General features: G+C 72.9%; 16 protein-coding genes. 8 read left to right on the top strand and 8 right to left on the bottom strand.

Annotated features, from left to right (window positions below; translation table 11 throughout):
• Positions 1–13 precede the first annotated feature (13 nt).
• Together VFC33_04065 and VFC33_04060 are read left to right on the top strand one after the other, a co-directional pair.
• Positions 14–505: a MarR family transcriptional regulator gene (locus VFC33_04065; protein ID HZR12404.1), complete on the top strand. Its 492-nt coding sequence runs from the start codon at positions 14–16 to the stop codon at positions 503–505.
• Positions 505–2,697, top strand: coding sequence for an MMPL family transporter (locus tag VFC33_04060; GenBank protein ID HZR12403.1), 2,193 nt, complete (start codon positions 505–507; stop codon positions 2,695–2,697). The genes VFC33_04065 and VFC33_04060 overlap by 1 nt, the downstream gene beginning before the upstream one ends.
• A gap of 88 nt (positions 2,698–2,785) precedes the next feature.
• Here VFC33_04060 and VFC33_04055 read toward each other — a convergent pair whose 3' ends face one another.
• The 6 genes from VFC33_04055 to VFC33_04030 form a co-directional block, all read right to left on the bottom strand.
• Positions 2,786–4,327 carry an AMP-binding protein gene (locus VFC33_04055; protein ID HZR12402.1) on the bottom strand — a complete coding sequence of 514 codons (1,542 nt, stop codon included), beginning with the start codon at positions 4,325–4,327 and terminating at the stop codon, positions 2,786–2,788.
• Positions 4,328–4,391: 64 nt separating this feature from the next.
• Positions 4,392–5,750 carry an LCP family protein gene (locus VFC33_04050; GenBank protein HZR12401.1) on the bottom strand — a complete coding sequence of 453 codons (1,359 nt, stop codon included), beginning with the start codon at positions 5,748–5,750 and terminating at the stop codon, positions 4,392–4,394.
• A gap of 78 nt (positions 5,751–5,828) precedes the next feature.
• Positions 5,829–6,752, bottom strand: coding sequence for a DMT family transporter (locus VFC33_04045; GenBank protein ID HZR12400.1), 924 nt, complete (start codon positions 6,750–6,752; stop codon positions 5,829–5,831).
• Positions 6,753–6,796: 44 nt separating this feature from the next.
• A complete protein-coding gene (locus VFC33_04040) occupies positions 6,797–7,831 on the bottom strand; it encodes a glycosyltransferase (GenBank protein ID HZR12399.1) in 1,035 nt (344 codons plus the stop codon).
• A 46-nt stretch (positions 7,832–7,877) separates the two neighbouring features.
• The gene (locus VFC33_04035) at positions 7,878–9,092 is read right to left on the bottom strand and encodes an ABC transporter ATP-binding protein (protein HZR12398.1); all 1,215 of its coding nucleotides are present in this window, start codon (positions 9,090–9,092) and stop codon (positions 7,878–7,880) included.
• A 5-nt stretch (positions 9,093–9,097) separates the two neighbouring features.
• Complete coding sequence (locus VFC33_04030; GenBank protein HZR12397.1) at positions 9,098–9,961, bottom strand: ABC transporter permease; 864 nt, start codon at positions 9,959–9,961, stop codon at positions 9,098–9,100.
• 46 nt (positions 9,962–10,007) lie between these two features.
• On the opposite strand from VFC33_04030, the gene VFC33_04025 reads away from it, so the two are divergent.
• From VFC33_04025 to VFC33_04015, 3 genes are read left to right on the top strand one after another with little or no spacing between them, the layout of a single operon-like run.
• A complete protein-coding gene (locus VFC33_04025) occupies positions 10,008–11,201 on the top strand; it encodes a glycosyltransferase (protein HZR12396.1) in 1,194 nt (397 codons plus the stop codon).
• Entirely contained in the window at positions 11,192–12,580 is a 1,389-nt protein-coding gene (locus tag VFC33_04020) for a glycosyltransferase family 4 protein (protein HZR12395.1), read from the top strand. Before VFC33_04025 ends, VFC33_04020 begins: the two co-directional genes overlap by 10 nt.
• 9 nt (positions 12,581–12,589) lie before the next feature.
• Positions 12,590–13,270: a polysaccharide deacetylase family protein gene (locus VFC33_04015; protein HZR12394.1), complete on the top strand. Its 681-nt coding sequence runs from the start codon at positions 12,590–12,592 to the stop codon at positions 13,268–13,270.
• On the opposite strand, the gene VFC33_04010 is transcribed toward VFC33_04015, so the two are convergent.
• The gene (locus tag VFC33_04010; protein HZR12393.1) at positions 13,251–13,904 is read right to left on the bottom strand and encodes a class I SAM-dependent methyltransferase; all 654 of its coding nucleotides are present in this window, start codon (positions 13,902–13,904) and stop codon (positions 13,251–13,253) included. The two genes, VFC33_04015 and VFC33_04010, sit on opposite strands and share 20 nt — an antisense overlap.
• A 22-nt stretch (positions 13,905–13,926) precedes the next feature.
• Between VFC33_04010 and VFC33_04005 the strand changes: the two genes are divergently transcribed.
• Positions 13,927–14,919 (top strand): glycosyltransferase, encoded by a 993-nt coding sequence (locus VFC33_04005; protein ID HZR12392.1) that lies wholly within the window; start codon positions 13,927–13,929, stop codon positions 14,917–14,919.
• On the opposite strand, the gene VFC33_04000 is transcribed toward VFC33_04005, so the two are convergent.
• Complete coding sequence (locus VFC33_04000) at positions 14,877–15,836, bottom strand: glycosyltransferase (protein ID HZR12391.1); 960 nt, start codon at positions 15,834–15,836, stop codon at positions 14,877–14,879. The genes VFC33_04005 and VFC33_04000 overlap by 43 nt on opposite strands.
• Before the next feature lie 45 nt (positions 15,837–15,881).
• Here VFC33_04000 and VFC33_03995 point away from each other — a divergent pair, with 45 nt between their 5' ends.
• The gene (locus VFC33_03995) at positions 15,882–16,358 is read left to right on the top strand and encodes a MauE/DoxX family redox-associated membrane protein (protein ID HZR12390.1); all 477 of its coding nucleotides are present in this window, start codon (positions 15,882–15,884) and stop codon (positions 16,356–16,358) included.
• 43 nt (positions 16,359–16,401) lie between these two features.
• Positions 16,402–18,780, top strand: a complete 2,379-nt coding sequence (locus tag VFC33_03990; protein HZR12389.1) for a penicillin acylase family protein — start codon at positions 16,402–16,404, stop codon at positions 18,778–18,780.
• The last annotated feature ends 44 nt before the right edge of the window (positions 18,781–18,824 follow it).

The raw sequence follows: 18,824 nt of genomic DNA, 5'->3' as shown, positions 1-18,824 counted from the left end.
TACTTCGATCTCTATGGTTTCCCCCGACTGGGACATCGACGACGACGGGCAGGTCGTCGGGCGGGCGCTGGCCTTCACCGGGAAGGTCGTCGCGGCCCGCTTCGAGGAGACGATGGCCCGGGCGGGCGGATCCCTGCCGACCTGGATGGTCCTCCTCACGCTGGACCGCGCCGGACCGGTGAGTCAGCGCGAGCTCGCTCGTCGGATCCACGTGGAGGACGCCACCGTCACCTACCACGTGGACCGGCTGGAGAGCGCCGGCCTCGTGAGCCGCACGCGCGACCCGGCCGACCGCCGCGTGTGGCGGGTGGAGCTCACGCCCGACGGCACCGAGACCTTCACCCGGATGAAGCAGGCGGCGTTGCGCTTCGAGACGGCGTTGCGCCGCGGGCTCGGCCGGGACGAGCTCGCGCAGTTCTTCACCACGCTGGAGCGCCTGAACGCGAACGCCGAGGCGTTCGTGCCGGGCACCGTACCCCCCGACGGTTCAGGAAGGAGCGAGTGATGGGACTCGAGCGACTGACCCACTGGTGCTACCGGCGCCGATGGGCCGTGCTGGTGACGTGGATCGTCGCCCTCGTGGCGATGAGCGTCATCGGCCAGGCCGCGAAGGGCGCGTACGACAAGAGCTTCAGCGGCCAGAACACCGAGTCGCAGCGCGCGTACGACCTCCTGAAGGAGCGCTTCCCGACGCAGTCGGGTGACACGTTCGACGTCGTCATCCACGCGCCCGGCGGTGTGCGGACGCCCGCGGTGCAACAGCAGACCGCGCAGCTGCTGCAGCAGCTCCAGGCGACGCGCCACGTCACGAGTGCGCGCTCGCCGTTCGCACCCGACGTGACCGCCGCCCGGCAGGTCTCGCAGGACGGGACGATCGCGTACGCGACCGTGCAGCTCGACGTGCGCACCGACAAGGTGACGAAGTCGGAGGCGTCGCACTGGATCGACCAGGCGAAGGCCGCGAGCCGCGACGGCGTGCAGTTCGAGCTGGGCGGCTGGCCGGTCGAGCAGGGCGTCCAGAACAACGGGGGCGGCGCGACGGAGCTCGTCGGCATCCTCGCCGCGATCGTGATCCTGCTCATCGCGTTCGGGTCGTTGCTCGCGATGGGCCTGCCGATCCTCACCGCGCTGTCCGGGATCGGCATCGGGCTCGCCATCGTCGAGCTGCTCGCGCACGTCATGAAGGTGCCGGAGTTCGCGCCGCAGGTCGCGTCGATGATCGGCATCGGTGTCGGCATCGACTACGCGCTGTTCATCGTCACGCGCTACCGCCAGGCGCTCGCCGCGGGCCGCGACCCTCAGGCGTCCGTGCTCGAGGCGGCGACGACCGCCGGTCGGGCCGTGCTGTTCGCCGGCACGACCGTCGTCATCTCGCTGCTCGGCATGTTCCTGATGCGGTTCTCGTTCCTGAACGGCCTCGCGCTCGGCGCGTCGGCGGCGGTCGCGATGGTGATGCTCGCGTCGATCACGCTGCTGCCCGCGGTGCTCGGCTTCGCGGGGACGAACATCGACAAGTTCTCGATCCCGTTCCTGCACCGCAAGGAGGACGACCACCGCACGACACTCGCGTGGCGGTGGAGCCGCGAGGTGCAGCGCTACCCGTGGCCGACCGCGCTCGTGTCGCTCGCGGTGCTCGTCGTGCTCGCGCTCCCGCTGTTCTCGATCCACCTCGGCAGCGCGGACGCCGGCAACGACCTGCCGTCCACGACGACGCGCAAGGCGTACGACCTCCTGGCCAAGGGCTTCGGGCCCGGTCACAACGGCCCGTTGGTCCTCGCGGCCGACCTGTCGAAGCCCGGCTCGGTGAAGGTGCTGGGCCCGCTCGAGCAGCAGCTGCGGACCGTGCCCGGCATCGCGGCCGTCGCACCGCCGCAGGTCAACCCGCAGGGCAACGCGGCGATCGTGTCGGTGATCCCGACGACCTCGCCGCAGGACGTCAAGACCGAGAAGCTCGTCCATCACCTCCGCGACGACGTCATCCCCGGGGTGGTGAAGGGAACGGGCGCGACGGTCGACGTCGGCGGGACGACCGCGGTCGTGATCGACATGAGCGCGACGATCGGCGCGCGGCTGCCGTGGTTCATCGGTGCCGTCATCGCGCTGTCGTTCCTCTTGCTGATGTGCGTGTTCCGCTCGGTGGTCGTCGCGCTCAAGGCGGCCGTGATGAACGTGCTGTCGATCGGCGCCGCGTACGGCCTCGTCGTCGCGGTGTTCCAGTGGGGCTGGGCGAAGTCGCTGTTCGGCATCGAGAAGGGCCCGATCGAGGCGTGGGTCCCGATGATGCTGTTCGCGATCCTCTTCGGTCTCTCGATGGACTACGAGGTGTTCCTCATCTCGCGCATCCGTGAGGAGTGGCTGCGGACGGGCGACAACGCGCAGTCCGTCGTCGACGGGCTCGCGATGACGGCCCGCGTGATCACCGCGGCCGCGGCGATCATGATCGCGGTGTTCCTGTCGTTCGTCCTCGGCGACCTGCGCGTGCTGAAGATGGTCGGCTTCGGCCTGGCCGCGGCGGTGTTCATCGACGCGACGATCGTCCGGATGGTGCTCGTGCCCGCCACGATGGAGCTGCTCGGCAACGCGAACTGGTGGCTCCCCCGCTGGCTCGACCGGCTCCTCCCCCGCGTGGCCGTCGAGGCCGCGCCCGAGCCGCCGCACGACGAGCTCGAGCCCCGCGAGCCGGCGACGGTCGGCTGATCCCCGTTCCCCCCGACGTCCGTTGGGACGTTTTGTCGGCGCTACGCCGACAAAACGTCCCAACCGGGCGTTGCTGCGGGGGTGCGCGTCAGTTGACCTGGCGGTCGCGACCGGTCCAGTAGTCCGAGCGCAGCTTGAACTTCTGGAGCTTGCCGGTCGCGGTGCGCGGGAGCGCGTCGCGGAACTCGATCGACGTCGGGCACTTGAAGTGGGCGAGCCGCTCACGGCAGTGGGCGACGAGCTCGACCTCGGTGACGCGCGCGCCGTCGCGCAGCACGACGAGCGCCTTGACCGTCTCGCCCCACTTCTCGTCGGGCACGCCGATGACACCGCACTCCGCGACCGCGGGATGCTGGTACAGGCAGTCCTCGACCTCGATCGACGACACGTTCTCGCCGCCGGTGATGATCACGTCCTTCTTGCGGTCGGAGATCGTGAGGTACGCGCCGTCGAGCTCACCGCCGTCGCCGGTGTGGAACCACCCGCCGGCGAGCGCCTTCGCGCTCTCGTCGGGCTGGTCCCAGTAGCCCTCGAACACGTTGTTCGAGCGGGCCAGCACCTCGCCCTCGTCGTCGACGTCGAGCCGGACGCCGAGCGCCGGTGCACCGGCGCGCGACAGCAGGCGGGCGCGCTCCGCCGGCGACAGGTCGTCCCACTCGGCGCGCCGGCGGTTGATCGTCAGCAACGGTGACGTCTCGGTGAGGCCGTAGATCTGGAGGAACTCCCAGCCGAGCTCGGTCTCGACGCGCTCGATCACCTTCGACGGCGGCGGCGCACCGGCGACGACCATCCGCACCCGGTCACGCCCGGGGACCTCCGTTCCCCGCGAGCGACGCGCCGACGCGGCGTCGAGGATCGCAGCGACGACCGCGGGCGCGCCCGCGAGGAACGTCACGCCCTCCTCCTCGACGCGCCGCAGGATCTCCTCGCCGTCGATCTTGCGGATGACGACCTGGCGCGCGCCCATCCCGGTGAGCGCGTACGGCAGGCCCCAGCCGTTGCAGTGGAACATCGGCAGCGTGTGGAGGTACACGTCGCGGTCGCTCACACCCGCGTGCCATCCGAAGGTCGTCGCGTTCAGCCAGAGACTGCGGTGCGAGAGCTGCACGCCCTTGGGTCGGGCGGTCGTCCCCGACGTGTAGTTGATCGACGCCGTCGCGCGCTCGTCGTCCGTGACGAACGCGGGCGTGCCGGTGCGCCGGAACAGCTCGTCGTCGGTCGACGTGCCCAGCACGTACCGGTGCTTGACGTCGACGTCCGCGAACGTGTCCGCGTACTCGGGGTCGACGAGGAGCACTGCCGCGCGCGAGTGCTCGACGATGTACCCGACCTCGTCCGCGTTCAGCCGGAAGTTGATCGGCACCAGCGCGCGGCCGTACGCGCTCACGCCGAACAGGGTGATCAGGAACCGAGCCGCGTTCGGCGACACGATCGCGACGCGCTCGCCGGCGTCGAGCCCGAGCTCGTCGAGCGCGACCGCGAGGCTGCGGGCCGACGCCGCGAGCTCACCGTACGTGAGCCGGCCGAGCGACCCGCCGGGCGGCTCGGGCTCGTCGACGACGGCGACACGCTCGCCGTAGACGAGCTCGGCACGCTCCAGGAAGTCGAGGATCGTGAGCGGCACGAACACGGGGCACCTCCTCGTGACGCGTGTCGCGGCACCGTACCCACGCGCCGCACGGGGCGCCAGGGTGTCAGCAGGTGGCGGCGGAGGTCACGGACGTCGCCGACGACGTCGCTGACGACGTCGCCGGTGTCCCGCCCGCGGCCGTCGGCGGCGCCGCACGGTGGGTGCCCGCGTCCGCGCCGAGCACCACGAGCACGTCGACGTCGCCGCCGAGCGAGCTGTCCTCGGTGAGCACGCCGGCGCCGTTGAGCTTGGCCTGCACGAGCGACGCCTTCGTCACCGCGCCGGGCGCGTACCGGATGCGCGTCGTGGTGTCCGAGGGCGCGTTCCCGGTGCCGGCGCCGGTGAACCCGTCGTGCTCGAGCTGCGCGAGCGTCCGCCCCGCGAGACCGTTCACGCCCGACGCGTTGCGCACCTCGACGCGCACCTCGCTCGGCTTCACGCCGGTCGTGTCGTGCTCGCCACCGCGGCCGTCATCGCGCAGGCGCGTGAGCAGCGCGTCCGCGTCGGGCTCCTTCAGTGCGAGCGTGCCGCCCTGTGCGGGCACGTTCGGGAGCGTGGTCATCTCGAGCGCGCCGGGAGCGTTGGGGTCGACGGTGCGGAACGCGTTGACGAGCCCGAGGATGTTGCCGCGGCTCATCCGGTCGTCGACGACGAGCTTCCCGACGATGCTGTCGACGATGCGACTCGCCGTGAGCGGGTTGCGGATGCCCGCGTGGACCGCGGCCTGCGCGAGCTGGCGGAGGAACTGGTGCTGGCGGTCGATGCGGTCGAGGTCCGCGCGCGGGCTCGCGTCGCGCCACTGCCCGTCGACGAGGTACTCGAGCGATCGCGAGCGCACGTACGCGAGGGCCTGCTGGCCGTCGAGGGCCTGGCAGCCGGCGCCGACCGACAGGCCCGACTTCTTGTCCCGGGCCGGGTACGGAAACGCGACGGGCACGCGCCCGATCGCGTCGACGATCCCCTGGAACGCGAGGAAGTTGATCTCGACGTAGTGGTTGATCGCGACGCCGAAGTCCGCCTTGATCGTGTCGATGACGCGCTGCGGGCCGTCGTTGAACGCCGCGTTGATGCGCTCGGTGCCGTGGCCCGGGACGTCGACCACGAGATCGCGCGGGATCGACACGACGAGGTTGCGGTGCCGGTGCGGGTCGACGTGGACGATCATCATCGTGTCCGAGCGCTGCCCGCCCTGACTCGCGGCGGTGCCGAACGCGCGCGCTTCCTGCGAGTTGTCCACGAACGCGCGTGAGTCGGACCCGATCACGAGGTAGTTCGCGACGCTCGTCGCGGGTGTCGACTCGACCAGGCTGATCCGCTTGATGTGCGCGAGCTTCAGGTCGACGGCGACGTTCGCGCCCACGATGCCGGTCGCGATGCACGCGATGCACAGCACGAGCGCGGTGACGTAACGACGGCGCCACAACTGCGCGGCGGGTCCGGGACGACGAGCGATCGATCGAGTGTAACGACGCGCTTCGACGACTTCGCGGACCGCACGTCGTCAGGCCGGTGACGGTGACGCGGTTCCCGCGTCGTCCGCCTCGCTGACCGCCGCGGCGCGCGCCTCCTCGCGACGCGCCTGCGACCGCGCGAGCAGCACCGCGCACACGAGCATCGTCGCGATCGTCGCGGCGATGATCGCCCGGTCGACGTTGGTCGCCGCGTGCAGCCGCTCACCGAGCAGCGCGACACCGATGATCGACGCGACCACGGGCTCCGCCGTCTCGAGGAACGGCACCGACGCCTCGAGCTCGCCGGCCTGGAACGCGCTCTGCATGACGATGAAGCCGCCGATCGAGAACACGGCCAGCCCGTACGGCTCCCAGTTGGTGAGCACCGTGACGGGACCGCCGCCGAGCAGGTGGACGAACGCCTTCGTGAGCGGCGCGGTGATCCCGAACATCGTGCCCGCCGCGAACGCGAGCAGCGACGCGCGCACCGCGCCCGTCGACCGGCGTCCGAGCGCGATCGCGACGAGCACGACCGCCGAGATCACCGCGAGCGGCAACACCCAGTCGGGCCACGGCGCGCGGGCGCTGCCGCCGCCGGGCGACGACTCGGAGAGGAACAGGCCGAGCGCGGCCGCGAGCAGCGCGGCGACGCCCCACTCCCACGCGCGCAGTCGCCGGCGCGACGTCGCGACGTCCAGCGCGAGCGAGAAGAGGAGGCCCGTCGCGAGGATCGGCTGGACGACGACGAGCAGGCCGATCCCGAGCGCGGCTGCCTGGCAGATGTAGCCGCTCACGTCGGCGACGATGCCGAGCAGCCAGCGCCGCTGGCGGGCCAGGTGCACGACGAGCCCCGGCTTCAGCGCCTGCTCCTCGGGGGCCTCCCGCGCGGAGCGCTGCTCGAGCACGTTGCTCGTCGCGAAGAACAGCGCGGCGGCGACCGCGAGGACGACGACCTCGATGTCGTGGACGCCCACCGGACGGACCTACCCGCGCGCCCGTCCCGGCCGCACGTCCGCCGTCATGACGTGCCGGTTGCACACTCCGGGGTACCGCCCAACAGCCACGGGTCTCCTGCTCGCTCGCGGTCCTGCAATGGTGCCAGCCAACGCATCGTCGCCGCGCGCCATTCCGGCTCGATCGCGCTCGCGGCGCGCCGGTCCCGCCACCGCTGGACGTTCGGGAAGGCCAGGCCGACGGCGGCCAGGAGCCAGGCACGGGGGACGCCGTGGCGGCGGGCGAGCCGCGCGTGGACCCGGGCCGCATCCAGACGGTCTCCCGCGCGCAGGTACATCCCCCCCAGGTACGCGAGCCATGCGCGCGAGTCGTCGTCGCCGTGCCCGTGCGCAGCGCGCTCGGCCGCGTACTTCCGGTTGATCGCGTCGCGCTCGACCGCCGAGCGGTGGACGTCGTGCGCCATGCCGTGGTCGTGGATCACGTACCCGACGAGCGGCCGCTGCGCCGACGCCGCCGGCGCGGCGAGCGCGAGCCGGATCCACAGGTCGCGGTCGGCGAGGTTCGAGTAGTCGGGGTCGAAGCCGCCGAGCTCGCGCACGAGCTCGGCGCGTGCGAGGACGCCGGACCCGCCACCCGGCACGACGTTGAACGCGAGCAGCTGGCGCGCGACGTCGTCGACGTCGGGCACGGGTTGCTCGCCGATCAGCCGCAGGTCGTCGCCGACCGCGGTCGCGCCCGCCATGACCCAGCCCACACCCGGCGCGTCGCGCGCCGCGCCGAGCTGCGTCGCGAGCTTGTCCGGCGCCCACACGTCGTCGTCGTCGAGGAACGCGAGCCACTCGCCGCGCGCGCACGCGATCCCCGCGTTCCGTGCCCGGCTGACGCCGAGCGCGCAGTCGTGCTCCACGATCGTGATCGGCCCGTCGATCCGGCGCAGCGCGTCCGCCGTCCCGTCCGGCGACCCGTCGACGACCACGACGATCTCGAGGTCGACCTCACGTTGCTGCAGGACCGTCGTCAGCGCCCGGCCGACCAGCCGCCGCCGATTGCGGGTCGGAACGACGACGCTGACGAGACCCATGGGTGGGCGCGCCGTCACGCGGCGAGTCTAGCCCGCACAGCGGTGCATTTCGGACGTCTCGCCCTCAATCCGCCGGATCGAGCGGGTGGCGGGCCACCTTCCACGGCAGCGAGAGCTGTAGCACGCGGTCGGGCCGGGTCTGGTCGTCGCCCTCGAGGCGGAACCCGAGCACGCCCTCCTCCCACACGAACGTCTCGTGCGCGGTGCCGACGAACACCGACACGCGGTAGTCGCCGGGGTTGAGGACGGGCGGGATCACGACGCGCGCGACGTGGTGACCGCGCTCGCCGCGCGGCCCGCCGTCCCCCTCCGACCATGCCTCGGACAGCACGCGCACGCCGCGGACGGTGTCGACGTTGACGGTCGCGTCGAGCCCGGGAACGCGCTCGTTGACGTCGAAGCGGAGCTCGACGGTGAAGGGCTCGTCGCGGCGCAACACCGCGGTACGCCGACCGGACGCGTCGACGATCGCGACCTCGCGCAACGTTGCCGGCGCGTCGCCGCGCGCGGGAAACGCCGCGACGTCGGTCGGACCGGCCGCCGACGCGAGGTACGCGCCGACCACGTCGTCGGTCGCGCCGATCGCCGCGATGCGGCCACCCTCCAGCCAGATCGCGCGCGAGCACAGCCGCGACACCGCTTCGAGGTTGTGGCTGACGAACACGACCGTGCGGCCGCTGCGGCCGACCTCGTCCATCTTGCCGAGGCACTTGCGTTGGAACTCGACGTCGCCGACCGCGAGCACCTCGTCGATGAGCAGGATCTCGGCCGCGAGGTGCGCAGCGACCGAGAACGCGAGCCGCAGACCCATGCCGGACGAGTAGCGCTTGACCGGCGTGTCGAGGAACCGTCCGACACCGGAGAAGTCGGCGATCTCCCCGAAGCGCGCGTCGATCTCGCGGCGCGTCATGCCGAGGATCGCACCGTTCAGGTAGACGTTCTCCCGGCCGGTCAGCTCGGGGTGGAACCCCGTCCCGACCTCCAGCAACGCGCCGACGCGACCCCGGGTGCGCGACACGCCGGACGTCGGCTCGGTGATGCGCGTCAGCACCTTCAGCAGCGTGCTCTTCCCCGCGCCGTTCCGCCCGATGACACCGAGGCGCTCCCCGCGCTCGACCGCGAAGGACACGTCGCGCAGCGACCAGATCTCCTCGCGTGGACCACGGTGCCTCCGCAGCGCGGCGACGACGGCCTCGCGCAGCGTGCGGCCGGGCCCGTACTCCTCGCCGAGCACGTACCGCTTGCTGAGGTCGCGGACCTCCACGACGGTGTCGCTCATGTCCGTCAGATCACGTCCGCGAAGCGGCGCTCGTTCGCCTGGAAGGCGCGCACGCTCACGAAGCACAGGAGGAGCCCCGTCGCGAGCGAGACGAGCGCGGGCCAGCCGGGTCCCGGCCCCGCGAGGAGGCACCAGCGGAACCCCTCGAGGACCGCGGCCATCGGGTTGAGGTAGTAGAGGTACCGGACGTTGCCGTGGACGAGCGACGCGGGGTACGCGACCGGGCTCGCGAAGATCCACACCTGCACGAGCAGTCCCGTGATGTGGTGGACGTCGCGGTAGCGCACGTTGAGCGTCGCGAGCAGCAGACCCGCGCCGAGCGCGGTCAGTACGAGCGCGGCGAGCCACAACGGCAGCGTGACGATCGCGATGCCCGGCACGATCGCGTAGTACGCCATGAACCCGATCAGCACGACGAGCGCGACCGCGAGGTCGACGAGACCGGGGAGCGCGCCCGCGAGCGGAACCGCGAGACGCGGGAAGTACACCTTCGTCACGAGCGGCGCGTTCTCGACGAGGCTGTCGGTCATGGTCGTGAGCGACGACGAGAAGTACGACCACACCGAGTACCCGAGGTACGCGAACGCCGGGTAGGGGATGCCACCCGTCTTGACGCCCGCGAGCCGGCTGAACACGACGGTCAGCACCGCCGCACCGACGACCGGTTGCAGCACCGCCCACGTGATCCCGAAGACGGCCTGCTTGTAGCGGACCTGGAGGTCGCGCAGCGCGAGGAACCAGACGAGCTCGCGTGATCGCCACACCTCGTCGAGGCGGAGCGCGCGGCGTCCGCGCGTCGAGCGGTTCTCCACCCATGCCGGCCCGTCGGCCGTGGCCGCGACGTCGGGTCGCGCGCCGGTCGTCGTCACGCGGCGCAACTCTAGGGCCGGTCGGGCCGCCTACCCTGCGCCGTCGATGGGGTACGCGCTCGTGGAGGTCGACGTCGCGACCGGCGCCGCGCGGCCCGAGATCCGTCTCCGCGACGACCAGGACGGCATCGCGGTCGTCGCGCGCGACCGCGGGCGCGTCGTCGGCTTCGCGATCGAGCCGAGGCCGGCGGGGTCCGTCGTCGGGCCCGCCGCGCTGCTGGCCATGCTCGGGGCGCGCGGGGTCCCGGCCTCGGTGCGCGACGACCCGCCGCCTGGCCCCGCCGGCTCCACCGTGTCGATCACGGTCGCCGTGTGCACCCGGGACCGGACCGAGCGTCTCGGGCGCTGTCTCGACTCGATCGTCGTCGCGCGCGATCCGGACACGAAGGTGCTCGTGGTCGACAACGCGCCGTCCGACTCGCGCACCGAGCGGCTCGTCGCGTCGCGTGACGACGTGACGTACACGTGCGAGCCGCGCCCCGGCCTCGACATCGCCCGCAACCGTGCCCTCCACGAGGCGGGAACGGACGTCGTCGCGTTCGTGGACGACGACGTGGTCGTCGACCGCGACTTCGTGCACGCGCTGCAGCGGGCGTGGTCGCGCGACGCGGACGCGGCCGCGGTCACGGGTCTCATCCTGCCGTCCGCGCTGGACACCGAGGCCCAGGTGACGTTCGAGCGCAGCGGCGGGTTCCGGGAGGGCTTCACGCGACTGCGCTACGACGGCGCGCACGATCCCGCCGATCCGCTGCACCCGTGGGGCCCGAAGTTCGGGTCGGGGGCGAACATGGCGCTGCGGCGGGACATCGCGCTCGCGCTCGGCGGGTTCGACGACGCGCTCGACACCGGTCCCCCGCTGCCGGGCGGCGGCGATCTCGACATGCTGACGCGCCTGCTGCGCGACGGCCGCGTCCTCGTGTACGACCCCGCGGTCGTGGTGTTCCACGAGCACCGGCGCACGATGCGCGAGCTGCGCCGCCAGTACTGGTCGTGGGGCGAGTCGTACCTCGCGTTCCTGTCGAAGTGGTGGTGGACCGACCCGGACGCGCGGCCCGCGCTGCGCCGGGTGCTGCGGTGGTGGCTCGCGTACGAGGTCGCCGCGCTGCGCGACGCCGGGCGTGGCGACGGCGCGCGACCGCCCGCGCTCGCGGCCGCCGAGCTCGCCGGCGGCCTCGTCGGGCTGGCGGGCAGCTACCAACGGTCGGCGCGTCGCATCGCGCGGACCCGGGCGTGCCGGTGACGGACGCGAGCGACCTCACGGTCGCGCTCCTCCCGTGGGGAGACGTGATCGAGGACTACCTCGATGAGCTCGACATGACGGTGGACGGCTTCCTCGACGAGATGTCGGGCGGCTGGATGTTCGGCTACGTCGACGCGCTCGCGTCCGCCCGCGTACGGACCGTCCTCGCGATCGTGTCACGCGCCGTCACGCGACCCGAGCGTCGGGTGCACCGCGCGACGGGGGCGACGGCCTGGCTGCTCCCGTCGCCGCGGGCGTACCGGGCCGTCCGCTCGCGGCTCGCGTCGTCGTGGGCCGCGGACCGCTTCGAGGCGAGCGGCGGTCGCCGCGGCGTCGCCACGATCGCGCCCGAGGTCGCGCGCAACCTCGCGCCCTGGTGCTCGACGCCGGTTCGGGCGCTCGCACGCGTGGTGCGCGACGAACGGTGCGACGCGCTGCTCGTGCAGGAGTACGAGGAGGCGCGTTTCGACGTGTGCGTCGCGCTCGGGCGCGTCCTGCGACGGCCCGTCTTCGCGACGTTCCAGGGCGGGTCGGTGGCGCGCACGCGTTTCGAGCGCTTCACGCGGCCGCTCGCGATCGGCCGGTGCGCGGGCCTCGTCGTCGCGTCGAGCGACGAGATCCGCCGTCTCCACGACGAGCGGGGCGTACCGGACGACCGCATCGCGCGGATCGTCAACCCGATCGACGTCGACCGGTGGCGGCCGGAACCGAAGGACGCCGCGCGGCGCGAGCTCGGCATCGGGCCCGACGCGCGCGTCGTCGCGTGGCACGGCCGCGTCGACCTCACCCGCAAGGGTCTCGACACGCTCGTCGCCGCCTGGCGCGAGGTCCTCGACCGCCACCGGCCCGCGCCGCCGCGCCTGCGTCTCGTCGGCTCGGGGCGTGACGCCGTCGCGCTGCACGCGCTCCTCGACGATCTCGGCGACGGAGCCGAGACGGTCACGTGGCGCGACGAGTACGTGAACGACCGCGCCGTCGTGCGGAGGGAGCTGTCGGCCGCGGACGTCTACGTGCTGCCCTCGCGTCACGAGGGCTTCGCGGTCGCGCCCGTCGAGGCGATGGCGTGCGAGCTGCCCGTCGTGGCGACGGCCGCGCACGGCATCCGCGACCTCGTGACCGGCGGACCGGAGCCGTGCGGCGCCGTCGTGCCGGTCGGGGACGCGCACGCGCTTGCGGGCGCGCTCTGCGCGCTCCTCGACGACCCCGCGCGGGCGCGCGCGCTCGGGACCGCCGCACGCGCGCGGGTGGAGGCGTCGTTCTCGGTCCCCGCGGTTGGCGCCGCGTTGCGCGCCTTCCTCGTCCCCCGCATCCGTTCTGTGAAGCGTCAAGCACATGATGTGTGTCTGACGCTTCACGGAACGGAGGGGGAAGATCCGTAGCATACGCCGGTGCTCGACCGTCTCCGGCGTGTGCCCGCCGTCGACCGGCGCCTCGAAGCGCTCGCGCCCCGGCTCGCCGGCGTGCGCACGGGTCTCGACGCCGGTTCGCGCGCGGTCGCCCTGACGTTCGACGACGGGCCCGACCCGGAGCACACGCCCGCGCTCCTCGACCGTCTCGCGGACCTCGGCGTCGTCGCGACGTTCTTCGTCGTCGGCGTCCACGCACGCGCCCACCCGGAGCTCGTCCGCCGCACCGTGGAGGCGGGCCATGCGATCGGGTCGCACTCGTGGTCGCACCCCGAGCCGTGGACCGTCGAGCTGTCGACGCTGCGGCGCGAGTACCGCGACGGGCGCCGTGCGCTCGAGGACGTCCTCGGCCGCGACGTTCCGCTGTTCCGCCCCCCGAAGGGCTACGTCAGCGTGAAGGGCGCGTGCGCGATGCGCGCGGCGAGGCTGCGGCCGTGGTTGTGGACCGTCGACCCCCGCGACTGGGAGCCCGGTGTGACCTCGGCCGCGCTGCAGGACCGGCTCGCGGCGCTCGACGCGGGCGCGGTCGTCCTGCTGCACGACGCGCTCGTGGGCGCGCTCACACGCGACGTCGTCGACCGGTCGCCGACCATCGGCGCGCTCGAACGCGTCGTGTCGTGCGCGCACAAACGCGGCCTGCGGTTCACGACCCTCCCCGGTTGACGTGACACGCGACGCGCCACCCGTGGGGTGACAGCGTGTTGCGCTCGGACCGGACGTGCACCCGGTCGACGAGCTCGAACCGCTCGTCGACGATCCGCCACAGCTGCGCGTCACCGGGATGGCGCCACATCGACGTGAGCACGCGCCCGCCGGGACGCAGCCACCCGGCGACGCGCGTGAGGAACGCGTCGGCGTCGTCGAGGTAGTAGAGCACCTCGTTGAGCACGACGACGTCGGCGTGCGGGAGGTCGAGCGTGCGAGCGTCGCCGTGCACGAACCGGGTGCGCCCGTCCTCGAGCGCGCGCGCCGCGTCGATCGCCGCGCCCGCGAAGTCCACGCCCACGTAGCTGCGGAAGGCGTCCTCGGGGAGCCGGATCCGCAGCAGGCCGCGCCCGCACCCGATGTCGAGCACGTCGGGAACGTCGCCGAAGTACGTCACGTACCCGAGCAGCACGCCGTAGCGCGGCATCTCGTCGAGCTGCGCGTAGTACTCGAAGTCGCCGGTGCGGTAGCCGGCCTCGAACCGCTCCGGCGGATGACGCTCGGGACGGTACGGGAGGAGACCGCGGTCCAGCGCCCGGTCACGCACCCATGCCGCGGCGCGGCGCCACCGCGGCCGGTCCCGTTCTGCCATCCCGCTACATTGCCGTATTTCCATGCGGACGATGACGGTCGCGATCGCGTCGTACCAGCGGCGCGCGCCGCTGCTGCGCCTGCTGCACGCGCTCGACGACGAGATCGCCCGCGACGGGGCGACGGGTGCGGGCGTCGACGTCGTGGTCGTGCTGGACGGGTCCGACGACGGCTCGCGCGAAGCGGTCGACTCGGGACCGTGGCGGATGCCGGTACGGGTCCACTGGCAGCCGAACCGCGGGCTGGCCGCGGCGCGCAACGCGGGGCTCGCGCGCGCGACCGGTGAGATCGTCTGGTTCCTCGACGACGACGTCGTCCCGACCCCCGGCCTGCTCGCGCGCCACCGCGCCGCGCACGAGGGCGAGGCGGGTGACGACGTCGTCGTGGGCCTGTGCGTCATCCCCGACGACAGCGACGTCCCCGACGACGCACGCGAGTGGTGGGCCGCGCACCACGCCGAGCTCCACGACCGTGCCGTGATCGACCGGTTCGACCTGTTCACCGCGGCCAACGCGAGCGGTCCGGTCGCGTGCTTCCGTGACGTCGGCGGCTTCGACGAGCGGTTCGTCGAGTACGGCTGTGAGGACTTCGAGCTCGCCGCGCGCCTGCTCGACGCCGGTGTGCGCATCCGCTTCGATCCCGAGGCGGTGGCACTGCACCCGGAGCACGCGACGTTCACGGAGATGGTCCGCCGGCAGCGCAGCATCGGACGCAACTGCGTGCTGATCGCGCGGGACCACCCGCACACGGCCGAGACGCTGTTCCCGATGAACCCTGCCGGTCGGACGACGACGTTCCTCCGCCGGCTCCCGACCCGCGCGCCGCGCGTCTACGCCGCGATCGCGACGGTCGCGGAGTCCGTCGCGCGACACGGGCGTCCGGTGCTCGGTACGCGCCCGACGCGGCAGCTGCAGCACATCGCGCTCGCGGCGTCGTTCGCGTCCGGCGTCGCGGACGCCGACTGCGACGGTCGCTACCTGGCTCGTGTGCTGGGCGACGTCGGCACCGCGCGCTGACGGGCCGCGCGGCGCCGCTCGGCGACGAGGCCGCGCGCGAGCGCGCCGAGGAGCGGGAAGAGCATCTCTCGGCGCTCGTCCTGCCAGCGCGGGCGATGCTTCACGAGCGCGCCGACGCGTGCCCGCACCGCGGTGCGCAGCTCCCACCACAGGAACGGCAGCACGCGCCAGTCACGCGCGTACAGGTGCTTCGCGTAGAGCGCGCCCTCGCTGCGCGCGTACGCGAGGTGTGTCTGCACGATCTGCTCGGGCGTGCGCCAGTCGTGGTGCCACACGACCATGTCGGGCTCGTAGCGAAGGCCGCGGCCGTCGTCCAGCCACCGGTAGCACAGGTCGTTGTCCTCGGCCGAGCGCATCTCGTCACGTTCGTCGAACCCACCGAACGCCAGCATCACGTCGCGCCCGAACGCCATGCACGCGGGGTACAGGACCCCCATGGCGCGCTCGCCCGTGAAGTCGTGCGGCTCGGGGTCGTCCTTCGTCGACGGCACGTACACCGTGCCCGGCGGGGGCTTGACCCGGCCCGTGAAGAGCACGTCGGGCTGCTGCTGCAGGTGGCGGAACCCGGCCCCGACCCAGTCCGGCGCGACCGTGCAGTCGTCGTGCGTGACGAGGACCGCCCCGTTGCGCGCCTCACGGACACCGAGGTTCGTCGCGCGCGCGACGCCCCGCCCGTCACAGTGCACGACACGCGCGGCGTTGCCGCCCGCCTCGCGCACGGCGTCGCGGACCGCGGGCTCGCCGCTCTGGTCGACGACGACGATCTCGTCCGCAGCGGGGTCGCACGCGGCGACCGACGCGACGCACGCGCGTACGAGGTCGGCGCGACCCACCGTCGGCACGACGACACTCGCCGGCAACCGGCTCCGCGTCCCGTCCGGCCGGTGCGGCACCCGCCCGTCCGTCCCGTCCGTCACGCCCGGCGACGCTAGTGCGGCGTGCGAGCGCGGGAGACTGGACGGGTGCGCCGCGCCGACGAGCTGCCCACGTCTGCACTCCCCCGTCCGGCGGGCGCGACGGCACTGCGCGCGCTGCTCGGCGCGGTGCTCGTCTGGGCGGGCGCCACCGGCCTCGCGCACCACGGCAGGTGGTCACGCACATGGCGCGCGGCGGACCTCGGCACGCTCGGGACTGTCCTCGCGACCGCGCTACCGGTCGTCGCCCTCCTCGCCGCCGTCCTCCTCGCGTCGCGACGGAGCGCGTTCGTCGGCGCGGTTGCCGGTGCCGCCGTTGCGTGCGTCGCTTTGTTCACGACCGTCGTGACGTGGACGCACGGCGTACCGGTCGCGTGCACGTGCGTCGATTCGGCGGTGCGCGACGGCACACGGGCGAACGTCGAGGCCGTCATTGGCGACGCGCTCCTGCTCGCGCTGGCGTGCGCGACCGCGTGGGCGACGCGCGCGGTCGCGCCGGACGGGCGCCCGCCGCCGGCGTCCTGACAGAATGCGCGGCGCCCGGGACGCGCACGCAGGGGGGATCGGCATGGCACGACGGTGGTTCGCGACGCTGCTCGGCGTCGTCCTCGTGGTCACGATGGTGGCTGCGATCCCCGCCGCGGCGGACGACCGGCCGCCGCTCGTGCGCAACGTCCTCGTGCCCGGCGAGTCCGGCGCGGTGCCACCCGACGCGCACTCCACCGACCAGATCCCGCTGTACGACGGGCTGACGTCGAAGTTCGACCAGGTCTCGCCGGACGACGTCCAGCGCTACTTCAAGGACGAGAAGCTCGGCGACACGTCCGGGACACCGGAGGCGTCGCCCCTCGCCGGCCTGAAGATCCTGCGCGACTCGTACGACGTCCCCCACATCTTCGGCCAGACCCGCTACGACACCGAGTTCGGCGCGGGCTGGGTCACCGCGGAGGACCGCGGCCTGCTGCTCGAGACGCTGCGCGGGCCCGCGCGCATCGCCGCGCTCGACGTGCCGGGCCTCGACGCGTTCGCGCTCGCGCAGAGCCTCCGCAAGTTCGACCCGTCCCCCGCGACCGAGGCGTTCCTCGCGGCGCAGGAGCAACAGGCGCTCGCGCAGGCCGGACCCGAGGGCCGGCAGGTCGAGGCCGACGTCGACGCGTACGTCGCGGGCATCAACGCCTACTACGCGAAGACGCACAACCCCGCCGCGCCCTGGACACGCAACGACGTGATCGCGGCGACGTCGCTCATCGGCGCGGTGTTCGGACGCGGCGGCGGCAACGAGGTCGCCAACTCGGACGTCCTCGCCCGGCTGCGCGCGCAGTTCGGCGACACCGCCGGCACCGCGATCTTCCGCGACCTGCGCGAGGCGCAGGACCCCGAGGCACCGACGACGATCACGCGCCGCTTCGACTACGAGCCCGTCCCCACCGGGCCGACGCCGGGCTCCGCGGTGATCGACCCGGGCTCGATCCAGGCCGTCTCGGCGCTCACGCCGAAGCAGCACATGTCGAACGCGCTGCTCACGAAGGCGCGCCGCACCGTCGGCGGCGACCCCGCCGCGGTCATGGGTCCCCAGGTCGGCTACTACTACCCCGAGATCCTCATGGAGATGGACCTCAACGGCGGCGGGATCAACGCGCGCGGCGCGTCGTTCCCGGGCACGTCGGTCTACGTCGAGCTCGGCCGCGGCAAGAGGTACGCGTGGAGCGCGACGTCGGCGGAGTCCGACAACATCGACCAGTTCGTCGAGCAGCTCTGCAACCCGGACGGCTCCGCGCCGACGCGCGCGAGCGACCACTACGTCTTCGACGGCAAGTGCGTCGCGATGACGACGTTCGACGCCGGCGTGCTGCGCGGCAGCGGCACGACGCCCGACCAGGAGGTCGTGTTCCACCAGACCGTGCACGGGCCGGTCAGCGGAACGGTGACGATCGGCGGCAAGCCGTACGCGATCACCACGCAGCGTTCGACGCGCGGGCGCGAGGCGATGAGCGCGCTCGGCTTCCTCGAGCTGAACGAGAACGTCCCGCACGGGCCGACGAGCTTCCAGCGCAGCGCCAGCAAGATCGAGTACACGTTCAACTGGTTCTACGTCGACGGCGACCACGTCTCGTACTTCTCGTCGGGGCGGCTGCCGGTGCGCGCGGCCGGTACCGACCCGAGTCTCCCGACCTACGGGACCGGGCAGTGGGAGTGGCGCGGGTTCCTGTCCCCGGACGATCACCCGCACGCGAGCGATCCCGACAACGGCGTGTTCGTCAACTGGAACAACAAGCAGGCGCCCGGGTGGGGCGCGGCCGACGACAACTGGGGCTACGGCCCGGTGCAGCACGTCCAGCTGTTCACCGGGTTCAAGGACCGCAACACGCCGTCCGACCTCGTCGCGATCATGAACAAGGCCGCGACCCAGGACGACCGCGCGGTGCTCGTCTGGCCCGTGATCGCGCGCGTGCTGGCGACGGGTCACGCGCCGAACGCGCTCGCGCAACAGGCCGTCGACCTGGTGAACACCTGGGTGCAGCAGGGCGCGAGCCGTCTCGACCGCAACGCCGACGGCAAGGTCGACGCGCCCGGCGCCGCGGTGCTCGACGCGGCGTGGCCGCTCCTGACGAACGCGGTGCTGCGCCCGGTGCTCGGCTCGATCCTCGACGAGATCCCGACGACCGGCATCCCCGGCTACGTGCAGAAGGACCTGCGCACGATCCTCGGTGAGCCGGTCACCGGCCGCTACAGCCGCGTCTACTGCGGCAAGGGTGACCTGACGACGTGCCGGACCGATCTCTGGAACGCGGTGTCACAGGCCGCGGCGACGCTCGCCGCGCAGCAGGGCCCGGACGCGAGCGCGTGGCGCGCCCGGGCACGGCGCATCACGTTCGTGCCGGGCCTGCTCCCCGACACGATCCAGTCCGTCAACCGCCCGACCTTCCAGCAAGTCGTCCAGTTCTAAGACCGCGCGAGATGCGGCACTGACGTACGCCTTCCGTACGTCAG

The sequence above is a fragment of the Acidimicrobiia bacterium genome (assembly GCA_035651955.1).
GTDB lineage: Bacteria > Actinomycetota > Acidimicrobiia > IMCC26256 > JAMXLJ01 > JAMXLJ01.
The sequence above is the reverse complement of the archived record's forward strand: the minus strand, read 5'-3'. Positions and strand labels throughout refer to the sequence as shown.